Annotated in this window: 8 protein-coding genes; 2 read left to right on the forward strand and 6 right to left on the reverse strand. The window is 63.8% G+C overall.

Annotation, left to right across the window (positions count from 1 at the left end; genetic code table 11):
- Positions 1 to 17: 17 nt before the first annotated feature.
- The 6 genes from GC148_RS00070 to GC148_RS00095 form a co-directional block, all read right to left on the reverse strand.
- Positions 18 to 1,271, reverse strand: coding sequence for a multidrug effflux MFS transporter (locus tag GC148_RS00070; RefSeq protein ID WP_291067918.1), 1,254 nt, complete (start codon positions 1,269 to 1,271; stop codon positions 18 to 20).
- Positions 1,272 to 1,417: 146 nt separating this feature from the next.
- The gene (locus GC148_RS00075) at positions 1,418 to 2,002 is read right to left on the reverse strand and encodes a hypothetical protein (RefSeq protein WP_291067920.1); all 585 of its coding nucleotides are present in this window, start codon (positions 2,000 to 2,002) and stop codon (positions 1,418 to 1,420) included.
- 99 nt (positions 2,003 to 2,101) lie between these two features.
- Positions 2,102 to 2,716, reverse strand: a complete 615-nt coding sequence (locus GC148_RS00080) for a glutathione S-transferase (protein WP_291067921.1) — start codon at positions 2,714 to 2,716, stop codon at positions 2,102 to 2,104.
- An 81-nt stretch (positions 2,717 to 2,797) separates the two neighbouring features.
- Positions 2,798 to 4,228: an aldehyde dehydrogenase family protein gene (locus GC148_RS00085; RefSeq protein WP_291067923.1), complete on the reverse strand. Its 1,431-nt coding sequence runs from the start codon at positions 4,226 to 4,228 to the stop codon at positions 2,798 to 2,800.
- Positions 4,229 to 4,330: 102 nt separating this feature from the next.
- The gene (locus tag GC148_RS00090; RefSeq protein ID WP_291067924.1) at positions 4,331 to 4,516 is read right to left on the reverse strand and encodes a hypothetical protein; all 186 of its coding nucleotides are present in this window, start codon (positions 4,514 to 4,516) and stop codon (positions 4,331 to 4,333) included.
- Positions 4,517 to 4,533: 17 nt separating this feature from the next.
- On the reverse strand, positions 4,534 to 6,057 hold the full coding sequence (locus GC148_RS00095) for a helicase HerA-like domain-containing protein (protein WP_291067926.1): 1,524 nt from the start codon (positions 6,055 to 6,057) through the stop codon (positions 4,534 to 4,536).
- Positions 6,058 to 6,194: 137 nt separating this feature from the next.
- On the opposite strand from GC148_RS00095, the gene GC148_RS00100 reads away from it, so the two are divergent.
- Positions 6,195 to 7,292: an AI-2E family transporter gene (locus GC148_RS00100; RefSeq protein WP_291067928.1), complete on the forward strand. Its 1,098-nt coding sequence runs from the start codon at positions 6,195 to 6,197 to the stop codon at positions 7,290 to 7,292.
- A 380-nt stretch (positions 7,293 to 7,672) separates the two neighbouring features.
- On the forward strand, positions 7,673 to 12,394 hold the full coding sequence (locus GC148_RS00105) for an NAD-glutamate dehydrogenase (RefSeq protein ID WP_291067930.1): 4,722 nt from the start codon (positions 7,673 to 7,675) through the stop codon (positions 12,392 to 12,394).
- The last annotated feature ends 41 nt before the right edge of the window (positions 12,395 to 12,435 follow it).

Here is a 12,435-nt window from a genome sequence, read left to right on the forward strand (position 1 = left end):
CGTCACCTCGCGCGGGATCAGCGCGTACTGAACAACTGGCCCTTTTCCGTGATCAGCACGATCACCAGCGCGCTGATGCCGAGACAGGCAAAGCCTGACATCAGCGGCACGGTCGAGCCGTCGAACTGCTGGCCGATATAAGCGCCGATCAAAGCCGACGCGAGCGTGGTGGCAAAGCCATAGGCGGCCGAGGCCGTTCCGGCGATCTTGCCGAGCGGTTCCATTGCGAGGGCCGAGAAGTTCGATCCCATCAGGCCGAAACAGCCGAAGGCAATCGCGAAGATCGGGAAGAACAGCGCGAAGTTCTCGCCGAACGCCAAGGTCGAGAGGGCGAGCGTGGCCGACAGTGTTGTGAACAGGAGCAGCGCCGCATGACTGATGCGCCGCATGCCCAGCCGTTCAACCAGCCGCGAATTGGTGAAGTTGGCGATTGCCATCACGCCCGCGACGCCTGCGAACCACAGCGTGAACGACTCGCCTTTGCCGAACACCTGGCGGAACACCTGTTCGGACGAGGCGATGAACGCGAACAATGCGCCGAACACGATGCCGGAGGCGCACATGTAACCAAGGCTCGCCCGTGTGCGCAGCACGCTGAGATAGGCCGTGAAGGCGCTGGCGAGGTTCAGCGGGCGCCGCGCGGGCACCGGCAGCGTTTCCGGCAGGCGGAACCAGGTCCAGACCAGCATCAGGCTGCCCCAGATCGCGAGCCAGATGAAAATGCCTTCCCACGGCCCGACCAGGAGGATCGCTTGCCCAAGGCTGGGCGCAATGATCGGCACGATCATGAAGATGGTCATCACCAGCGACATGAAGCTCGCCATCGCCCGGCCCGCGAACGTGTCGCGCACGACCGCCGAGGCGACGATGCGCGCGCCCGACGAGAAGACGCCCTGCAGGAACCGGGCGCCCAGCAGCAGCCAGAAGTCGTTGATCATCACGCACAGCAGCGAGACGGCAATATAGCCCGCCAGGCCGAAGAACAGCGGCGCGCGCCGGCCGAAACGGTCGGTTACCGGGCCCCAGACGAGCTGCGGCGCACCGAAGCCCAGCACATAGGCGAAGATGATCAGCTGCTGCCGGTTGTCGGTGGCGCCGCCGGGCTCCGTCAGCCCGGTTGCGGCCGCGATCTGCGACAGGGCCGGCAACATGATGTCGATTGCCATGGCGTTGAGCGTCATCAGCCCGGCAATGATCGCCACAAGCTCGACCTTGCGCAGCCCGGTGGGCGGCGCGGTCGGCTTTTCGAGGGCGGCTTCAGAATCGGCCATGTCTCGCTGACGCTTCCGGGAGGAAAGGGAACGGGGCGTTCTGGACCCGCAAGACCGGCTTGCCTAGTGCCGAATGGGCATAGTTCCCATGAAAAAGCCCCACAGGCGGCTGCGCGGCTTGTCAGGTTCGCTGGGGCGGAAGTCGTTTACGCCTCGGGGCGCTGGATCGAGTCCGTCAGGTTGAAGATCACCTGCCCGGCATCGAAATAGGCCACGTCGTCCGGCTTTTCGCCTTTGCCCATCACGATTTCAGCTGACGCGACATAGCTTGTCTGTTCACGGTAGTCGGCCGGGCCGCCCCAGAACGGATCATAATAGCCGAACCGTGAGGCATAGGTCGGACCCGGATAGAAGGAGCGATAGGGGTCGCGGAAATAGGCCGCGCGCGGGCCGAAATAGCTGTAGTCGCAGAAGAAGCCGTCATAGAAGGGCGAATAGGCGGCGCCGCCGACCACGCGGGTGTTTGCGTCCGTATCGCGCCGGACCACGCGGAAGTGATCATAACCGTTCTGCTTGGTCAGCTCAGCTGCCCGGTAGAGAAGGTAGGTCTCGACCGTCTTGCGGTCCGTCAGCGAGTTGCCGGCGAACTGGACCTGGTAGCGGTTGTCCTCGATCTTCTGTTCGGAATATCCGCGGTCCAAGCCGGCGGCGGCCTGGTATGGTGTCGCCGTCGCGCACGCGCCCAGAATTGCCAGTGCGGCAAGTCCCGCAGCAAGACTGATTTTCGACATGACTGAGCCTCCTGGCTGTTTGATTTCGCCATAATATGACCCCGCCGGAGCGAACGCCAGACAACTTTCCGCATCACATTCGCGTGAGAGGGCCGGCGATCAGACGCCGACCGCCAGCATCGCCTTGTACGCGTCCCGCGCGGTCACCTTGTCGAGCCAGGCTTTGGTCGCCGGCTTGCTCGCCAGCGCGCCCTGCGCGTTCACCATCACGATCTGGAAGCCCATCAGGCAGTCGGCTGCCGTGAACTGGCTGCCGGCAAAATAGGCGTTCTGGGAAAGGTGGGCCTCGATATGGTTGGCCGCCTTTTCCCGCTCCTGCATGATCCGGTGGCCGACAGGGCCGTCCATGACGCCGGCCATACCAAGATAAAGCGTCAGCAGCGAAGGCAGGAAAGCGGCGCCTTCAGCCGAGTGGATCCATTCCAGGTAACGCGGAAAATCCGGCGAGTCCGGCTCGGGGTGCAACCGGTGCGCGGTGTCGTATTTCGCCAGCAGGTACTCCGCAATTGCGCCCGTCTCAGCGATCACGATGCCGTCATGCTCCAGCAGCGGCGACTTGCCCAGCGGATGGATGTGCAAAAGGTCCGGCGGAGCGAGTCGCGTCGTCTCGTTGCGCTTGTGATGGACAATCTCGTGCGGCACGCCGAGCTCCAGCAGCAGCCAGACGATCCGCTGCGAGCGCGACGCATTCAGATGATGGAGTTTGAGCGTCATGGGTGTTTCCTCAGTAAACGGATAAAAAAAGAAGCGGCAGCCCCGAGGCTGCCGCTTCCGCAATTCAATTGGCGGTCAGGCTCATGCCGCCTTGTAGCCTATCACGGCCTTTACTTCGAGGAATTCCTCGAAACCGTGCTCGCCCCACTCGCGGCCGTTGCCGGACTGGCCATAGCCGCCAAAAGGTGCCGAGAAGTCGGGGTTTGCACCGTTGACATTGATCTGGCCTGCGCGGATGCGGTTCGCGACCGCGTAGGCGTCCTTTTCGGGACCCTGCACATATCCGGCCAGGCCATACACCGTGTCATTGGCCATTTCGACAGCGTGATCGACGGTGTCGTAAGGCAAGATGCAGAGCACTGGCCCGAAGATTTCTTCGCGCGCGATGGTCATGTCGTTCGTCACGTTGGCGAAGACGGTCGGGCGGGCGAAGTAGCCTTTGTTGAAGCCTTCCGGGCGGCCGGGGCCACCGGCCACGAGGGTGGCGCCCTCTTCGATGCCCTTCTGGATCAGGTCCTGGACCTTCTGGTACTGGTTGCCGTTCGAGATCGGGCCGATCGCGCCCGGCGCCGCTTCGGCCGGCATCATCACTTTCACCGCTTCGGCGGTCGCCTTGGCAATCGCGATGGCTTCGGCCTGCTGGTCTTTCTGGACGAACATACGGCTTGGCGCGTTGCAGCTCTGCCCCGTGTTCAGCATCATCGACATCACGCCGCCGGAGACGGCCTTCTTGAGGTCTGCGTTCGGCAGGACGATGTTCGGGCTCTTGCCGCCCAGTTCCTGCGCGACGCGCTTGACGGTCGGCGCAGCGGCCTGGGCCACCAGCACGCCGGCGCGGGTCGAACCGGTGAAGCTCACCATGTCGACATCCGGGTGCGAGGAGAGCACCGAGCCGACGCCCGGGCCGTCACCGTTGACGAGGTTGAACACGCCTTTGGGCACGCCGGCTTCATGCAGGATCTCGGCGAAGATCATCGCGTCGAGCGGCGCGATCTCCGACGGCTTCAGCACCATGGTGCAGCCTGCGGCAAGCGCCGGGGCGACCTTGCAGGCGATCTGGTTCAGCGGCCAGTTCCAGGGCGTGATGAAGGCGCAGACGCCGATCGGCTCCTTGCGCAGCAGGGTCGTCCCTTTCAGTTCTTCGAACTCGTAGTTGCGCAGCACGGCCGCCGTGGTCGCGAAGTGACCCATACCGGCCGGCACCTGCGCGGCGTTGGCCAGCCACATCGGCGCGCCCATCTCTTCAGAGATAGCGGTTGCGAGTTCGGGCATGCGCTTCTGGATACCGGCCGCAATCTTGTCGAGCAGGTCGGCGCGGTATTCGACCGAAGTCTGAGAGAAGCTCGGGAAGGCTGCCTTGGCGGCGGCCACGGCTTTGTCCGCGTCGGCCTTCGAGCCGAGCGAGATCACGGCGAAATTCTCTTCGGTTGCTGGGTTCTCGACTTCCAGGCGGCGCGGCGTCACCGGGTCAACCCAGGCGCCATCGATGTAAAACTTCAGGTACTCTTTCATGGGCCAGGTGCCTCCCTTTGGCATGTCTGATGTGGGCTCAGACACTTACTATAGGGCCGGCAGGGCGTTTCCGCCACTGCTGACGCTACGGGAGGGGTGAGGCTAACGCGCCTGCTTCGTCCAGCCGCGCCCCGCCATGCAGATCACGAAATTCGTCTCGACATTATAGCTCGACTGGCTGCAAGCCGCGACGGCGGTCTCGAAGGGTTGGGCGTCCTCGCTGCTGGTCCACGCGCCCTCCTTGGGGCCGGTGGCGCAGGCGGACAGGGCAACGGCGAAAACAATCATCAGGCTGCGCATCTGTTTCACCGCTTCCGGGTTCCAAAGATGCCGCGCAGGATATAGCGAACCACTTCGCGGCTCGCCGTGCTCGCCGCATTGTTCACGGCCCGCTCGGTCGTCGTCATCCGGCGCGACCGTGTGGTCGTCTTGCCCTTGGCCTTCGCCTTGGCGGCAGCTTCCTTTTCCTTGGCTTCCAGCTTGGCCAGTTTCTCGGCCTCCTTGGCGGCCGCCTCTTCGCGCTTGGACAGGATCTCGTAAGCAGACTCCCGGTCGACGGTCTTTTCATATTTGCCCAGCACGGGGCTGGTCTTCTGGATGTCCGCCCGATCAGCGTCCGTCGCCGGGCCCAGCCGTGATGAAGGCGGCCGGATCAGCGTCTTCTGCACCATTGCCGGCGCGCCTTTGGCCTCCAGCGTCGAGACCAATGCTTCGCCGACGCCCAGTGTGGTGATCGCCTCTTCCGTCTTGAAGGCCGGGTTCGGGCGGAACGAGGCGGCGGCGGATTTCACCGCCTTCTGCTCGGTCGGCGTATAGGCGCGCAGCGCGTGTTGCATCCGGTTGCCCAGCTGCGCCAGCACGCTCTCCGGCAGGTCTCGTGGGTTCTGCGTCACGAAATAGACGCCAACGCCCTTCGAACGGATCAGGCGCACCACCTGTTCCACTTTCTGCATCAGGGCAGGGGGCGCGTCCGAGAACAGCAGGTGGGCCTCATCAAAGAAAAACACCAGCCGCGGTTTGTCAGGGTCGCCGATCTCCGGCAGCTCCTCGAACAGTTCGGACAGCAGCCACAATAGGAAGGTCGAGTAGAGCTTCGGCGAATTGATCAGCTTGCGCGCGTCGAGAATGTTCACATAGCCGCGCCCGTCACGGGTCGTGCGCATGAAGTCGGCCAGCTCAAGTGCAGGCTCGCCGAAGAAACGCTCCGCGCCGCCGCGCTCCAGCACCAGCAGTTCGCGCTGCACGGCCGACAGCGAGGCCGGGGCCACGTTGCCATACTTGCGGCTCACCTCGGTGCGCACCGTATCGTCGCCCAGGCTCACCAGCAGCTTGCGCAGGTCCTTCAGGTCCAGCAGCAGCAGGCCATTGTCGTCGGCATACTGGAAGGCAATGTTCAGCACGCCTTCCTGCACATCGGTCAGGCCCATCAGGCGCGACAGCAACAAGGGGCCCATCTCGCTGATCGTGGCACGGATCGGATGGCCGCTTTCCCCGAAGACGTCCCAGAAGATCGTCGGCGCGCCTTCGTATTTCAGCTCGCCCATCCCGATCGATTCCGCACGCTTGACCAGGTTGGTGTGGGCCTTGTGCGTTTCCGTGCCCGGCATGCAGATGCCCGACAGGTCGCCCTTCACGTCGGCTGCAAAAACCGGCACGCCGGCATCCGAAAACGCCTGCGCCATGATCTGCAGCGTCACCGTCTTGCCGGTGCCGGTGGCGCCGGCGACGAGGCCGTGCCGGTTGGCGACTTTCAAGATCAGGTTCTGGGCGGCATCGGGATGGCCGGTGCCATTGGCGTCGGCGCCGCCCAGGAAAATCGTATCGCTCATTCTTGGCCCTTCATTCTGAATTCCAGCGCTGCAGGCTAGAGGTTTGGCCGGATTCGGCAAGCCGCATCACCCGTCAGGTGCGCTTGACGCCGCCATCGGGCCCTTCCACCCTATGCCCTGCCCAACAGGAGACGTGCATGGATCGTTCAGCCAAGATCGGAACCTGGATCATCGCCACCGGTGTGATCCTTGCGTTCCTCTATGCGGGCCGTGAAATCCTCTCGACATTCGCGATGGCGGTCTTTCTGTTCCTGATCATCGAAGGTTTCGCCACGGCCGTCGACAATGCGACCACGAGGCTGAACCAGCGCCAGGCGCGGGTGATCGCCATCCTGATCATCACGGGCGGCTTCATTGGCTTCATTGCGCTGATGGCGAATGGTGTGGCGGAGTTCGGCCGCGACGCGGGCGACTACGAGACCCGGATCAATGCGTTGATCTCGGATGCCTATGGCGTCGTCGGCATGCACGACTCGCCGACGTTGACCCAACTGGTCTTCAATGAACGCGGCCAGCAATTCTTCGCCACCATCGCCAATTCGGTCAGCGGCCTGTCGGGTGACCTGACACTGATCCTGATCTATGTCGCCTTCCTCTTCTCGGCCCAGGCGGGCTGGTCGACCAAGCTCGACAACATCTTTCCCAGCCAGGAGCGGCGTGCCCAGGTGCGCGCCATCGGCAACGACGCGCGCATCGGCATCGAACGCTATCTCTGGGTCCAGACGCTGATCTCGGTCATGATCACCGCGCTGAGTTATGTGTCACTGCTTCTGCTCGGCGTGCAAAATGCCCTGTTCCTGTCGGCCTTGATCTTTGTTCTGAATTACATACCAACGGTTGGTTCAATTGCCGCAGCCGTCGTGCCGCCGCTGTTTGCACTCGTCCAGCCCTCCGTGCCGGGTTGGGTTCCCGGAATTGTGCCGGATAACTCGTATATTTATGCCGCCATCGTCTTCGGAACTGCCAGTTTCTGGCAATTTTCGATTGGGAATTTCATTCAGCCCCGAATGATGGGCGATTCGCTCAATCTATCGGCACTGGTCGTGCTGTTGGCGCTGGCGATCTGGGGCCTTCTCTGGGGTATTCCCGGAATGTTCCTGTCCGCACCTTTGACAGTACTAATGATGATTGTTCTCGCCCAGTCGAACGAAACACGCTGGATGGCCATCCTCCTGTCTGCAGATGGCAACCCAAGCGGGAAGTTCGTGCCGGACGCCGAGGGTGCGACTGAATGAAAAGTTGGCCAAAGGCCCTCATTTGGGCTATGAGCGCGAACCAGAGGACGCGGTTTGGGCGACCGCCTCATGTAGAATCGTTAACGATTTAGAGACTGCTTCCGGCTTGAATTCGGATGTAGATCGACGAAATAGTGAATTCAGGCTTCCGCGTGCGTCCCCCCACCCAGCCTGCGGAAGTTTCTGAAGGGCCCGCCGGACATGTCCCCGTTCGGCGGGCCCGCTTATTTCCGGTGCCGGTACACTCCAGCTTTACGTGAACGCAAACGTCAGCCTGCGTTTCTATTCCTGCCTGCCGTCTTCACATCCAAGTTTCTTGAAGCGGTAACGGTCGGAGAGTAGGACGGAGAGATCAGATTTCCCTTGCGTGAGTCCTTGCCATGACCCGATCCGCCGCTGTCACCGGGCCCGAAGCCCAGGTGCTTGAACAGATTCTGCAGGAGGCGGCGGGCGAAGACCTGACCGGCCTTTCCCAGGACGACCTTCACAGTCTCGCGGCGCGACTCTGGGATTGGGCTTCGAAAGTGCCTGCCGGCGAGCAAGCCGTGCGCGTCATTCCGCATGCGGAGGGTTCAAAGGGCCGTATCGGCCGCAGCATCCTCGAAGCGACCGGTCCGGACATGCCCTTCCTCGTTGATTCGCTGCTTGGCGAGTGCGCCGCGCAGGGCTTCGAGGTCAAGACGCTGTTCCACCCCGTGGTCACGCTGGCCGATGGCCGCCGCGTCTCGGTGATCCAGATCCACACCGCGCCGCTGACCCCGGGCGAAGAGCGCGTCCTCGAAGCGGGCGCCATCGCAACGCTGGCCGATGTCAGCCGAGCCGTTTCTGATCACGCCGCAATGCAGGCGCGCATGCGCGTCGAGATGAAGCGCCTGGCTGCGGTCCAGCATATCAATCCGGCCGAGCGCGACGAAGCCGTCGCCTTCCTCGAATGGCTGCTCAAGGAACATTACGTCTTCCTCGGCAGCCGCGAATACGAGTTCGATACCGACAAGGAAGGCCGTGTCCTGCCGGTCGAGCCGCTGATGATCGAGGGTTCGAACCTCGGCATCCTGCGTGACGAACATCTCAATGTTCTCTCGCGCGACAGCGAGCCGCTCGTGCTCACCCAGGCCATCGGCGATTTCATCGCCCAGCCCGCGCCGCTGATCATCGCCAAATCGACCCTGCCGAGCCGGGTCCACCGCCGCGTCCCGTGCGACTATATCGGCGTCAAGAAATATGATGGCGAAGGCCGCGTCATTGGCGAAGTCCGCTTCCTCGGCTTGTTCACGGCCGAAGCCTATGACGAAACCGCGCGCTCCATCCCGTTCATGCGCCGGCGTGTGCAGAAGGTGATGGCCGCCTCGGGCGCCGCGCCCGGCGGACATACCGAAAAGGCGCTCGCCAACCTGATCGAGACCTGGCCACGCGACGAACTCTTCCAAACCCGCTCGACCCTGCTCGGCCCGATGATCATGGGCGCGCTCCACCTGATCGGCCGCCCACGGACGAAAGTCTTCCTGCGCCGTGACGAGTTCGACCGGTTCGTCACCGCCCTCGTCTTCGTGCCGCGCGAATCCTACGACACGTCACTGCGCCAGCGCATGGGACAGGTGCTCACCGATGCCTATCGCGGCACGCTGCGCTCCTTCCAGCCCTATTTCGATGCCGGCCCGATGGCGCGCGTGCATTTCGAGATCGGCCTCTCGCCGGGCCATCCCGAACCGGACCCGGATGAGATCGAGCGCAAGATCGCCGAACTCGCCCGCACCTGGGACCAGGGCTTCCGCGATCTCCTGATGGCCTCTGACCTGAAAGGCGGCGACCGGGAAGGGGCCCGCACCTTCATCGGCGCCTTCAATGCGGCCTACCGTGAAGCATTCCCGCCCGAAGAGGCGCTCAAGGATGTGATCAGCATGGCCGCGCTCAGCGCCGGCCGCCCGATGGTCGCTCGCGCCTACCGTCTGGAGACCGACGATCCGGTCAAGCTTCGCGTCAAGATCTTTGCCCGCGACGGCGCCATCGCCCTGTCGCGCTGCGTACCGGTGTTCGAGAATATCGGCCTCTTCGTGCATTTCGAGACCGGCTATCCGGTTCGCCCGGTCAGCAAGCCGGTCGCCGATGCGCCGGATGTCTACTGGGTCCACTCGGTCGCCATGCAGTCCGCCGACGGATCGGTGGTCGATCTCGACAAGCTCGCCCACCTCTTCGAGGAGGCCTTCATCGCGGTCTGGAGCGGCAAGGCAGAGAATGACGGCTTTAACCGGCTCGTCCTCTCCGCCGGCGCAACTTGGCGCGAAGCCGCGCTCATCCGCGCGCTTGCCGCCTATCGCCGCCAGAGCGGGCTCGACCAGCCGCAGGACATCCAGGAGGCCGCCGTCGCGCGCTATCCCGGAGCCACGCGCCTGATCCTCGACCTGTTTGCCACCCGGTTTGATCCGAAGGCGTTCAAGACGCTGGACCAGCGCACGAACGCCGCGAAAAAGATCGAAGCTAAATTCGAGGAGGAGATGAAGGAGGTCGTCAGCCTTGCCGACGACATCGTCCTGCGCCGCCTGTTCCACCTGACCGGCGCTATCCAGCGCACCAACTTCTATCAGCAGGATGAAGACGAAGCGCCGCTCCCCTGGATCAGCTTCAAGGTCGCCAGCCGCGAACTCGCCGACCTGCCGGAACCCAAGCCCTACCGCGAGATCTTCACCAACAGCCCGCGCGTCGAAGGCGTCCACCTGCGTTTCGGCCCCGTCGCACGCGGCGGCCTGCGCTGGTCGGACCGCCCGTCCGACTACCGGACCGAAGTCCTCGGTCTCGTCAAGGCCCAGCAGGTCAAGAACGCCGTCATCGTGCCGGTCGGCTCGAAGGGCGGCTTCTATCCGAAACAGCTTCCTCCGCGTACGGATCCGACCTGGTTTGAAACTGGCCGCGACGCCTACAAGGAATTCATCACCGCGCTGCTTGGCCTCACCGATAATCTCGTGAAGGGCAAGGTCGTCGCCCCGAAGGACACCGTCGTCTGGGACGACGAGGATCCTTACCTCGTGGTCGCGGCCGACAAGGGCACGGCCACCTTCTCCGACACGGCCAACGCGATCAGCGTCGAGAAAGGACATTGGCTCGGCGATGCCTTCGCCTCGGGTGGCTCGGCCGGCTACGATCACAAGAAGATGGGCATCACTGCCCGCGGCGCCTGGGAAGCGGTCAAGCGCCACTTCCGCGAAATGGGCAAGGACATCCAGACCGAGCCTTTCACCGTCATCGGCGTGGGCGACATGTCGGGCGACGTGTTCGGCAATGGCATGCTCCTCTCGCCGGAGATCCGTCTCGTCGCGGCGTTCAACCACATGCACATCTTCCTCGATCCAAACCCGGCCGATGCCGCAAAGTGCCTGGCCGAGCGTCAACGCATGTTCGATCTGCCGCGCTCCACATGGGCGGACTATGACACGAAGCTGATCTCCAAAGGCGGCGGCGTCTTCCCGCGCGCGGCCAAGTCGATCCCGCTCACGGCCGAGATCAAATCGCTCACCGGCCTGTCAGCGGATGCCGTCACCCCGGACGAGCTGATCCACGCGCTGCTCAAGTCGGAAACCGACCTGCTCTGGTTCGGCGGCATCGGCACCTATGTGAAGTCCGTGCGCGAATCGAATCTCGATGTCGGTGACCGGGCCAACGACGCCGTGCGCATCAACGGTCGCGATCTCAAGGCGAAGGTCATCGGCGAAGGCGCCAATCTCGGCATGACGCAGGCCGCGCGCATTGAGTTTGCCCTGGCCGGCGGGCGCCTCAACACGGATGCCATCGACAACTCGGCCGGCGTCGATTCGTCCGACCACGAAGTCAACATCAAGATCCTCGCCGCCGAAGCGATCCGCCTCGGCAATCTAAAGGAAGCGGACCGCAATGCGCTGCTGGCGCAGATGACCGACGATGTCGCTGATCATGTGCTCGCCCACAACTATGACCAGTCGAACGCCCTGACGCTCGCCTCGGCCACCGTCACGGACGATCATGAGGCGCTCGAGCGGCTGATGGTCTATCTTGAAGAGCGCGGCGTCCTGAATCGCAAGCTCGAAGGCTTGCCGACGACGACGGAGATGCAGACCCGCAAGGAAGCCGGCCAGCCGCTCACGCGGCCTGAACTGGCCGTGCTGTTGGCCTGGTCAAAGATCGTGCTGTTCGACGATCTTGTCGCGTCCGATCTGCCGGACGATCCCTGGTTCGGTCCGGTGCTCAAGGCCTATTTCCCGCCGCCGATCGACGGCTATTCAAAGGCGATGGACGGCCACCGTCTGCGCCGCGAAATCATCGCCACGGTCGTTGCCAACCGCACGCTGGACTTCATGGGCCCTGTCGCCCTGTTGCGCCTGCGCGAGCTCACCAGCGCCGCGCCGGCCGAGGCCGTGCGTGCGCTGGAAGCGGCGCGTGAGGTGCTCGACATCGCCACCTTCCGTAAGCAGATCTTTGCGCTCGACAACAAGGTGCATGCCGACCTGCAGACCGATCTGCAGCTGGAGGCGATCCATGCGGCCAGCGAAGCGGCCGCCTGGTTCATCCGCACCCTGCCGGGTCAACCGGTCGGCAAGGCTGTTGAGCAGACCCATGGCCCGCTCAACGAGCTGAAGGCCTCGCTCGCTTCGGTCCAGACGGCGTTCCCCGCCTCGCGCATCGAGCGCGATGCGCGCGTCTTCATCAAGCAGGGCGCGCCGGACAGCCTCGCCCGCTGGTCGGCGGCGATGAGCTATTTTTCGCAAGGTCTCACAGTCGTCGATGTGGCCCGCACGTCCGGCCGGACCGTTCCGGAGACAGCCGCCACCTTCTACGCCATTGGCGACGCCCTGCGGCTCGACCGGATGCGCGCCTCGGCCCGCGAAGGTCTCGTCAATGCGCCCTATTGGGACCGCGTGGCCGGCCGCCGCCTGATTTCCGAACTTGTCCGCCTGCAGGCGGGCGCGACCGAAGAGGCCTTGAAACTCGGCGGCGCTGAAGCCTGGCTCGGCGGGCGCGGGGAAGGGCGGCGGCAATTGCTGGCCACCCTGTCCGCGCTCGGCAAAGACCGGTCCTGGTCCTTCGCCAAGTTCGCCCTGTCGACTGACGCGGTGCGCCAGTTCATGGGCCGCTGAGACATTCATCACGCATTCAGGGCGCAGGCGGATAGTTCAGC

Source organism: Hyphomonas sp. (genome assembly GCF_016125515.1).
Lineage (GTDB): Bacteria > Pseudomonadota > Alphaproteobacteria > Caulobacterales > Hyphomonadaceae > Hyphomonas.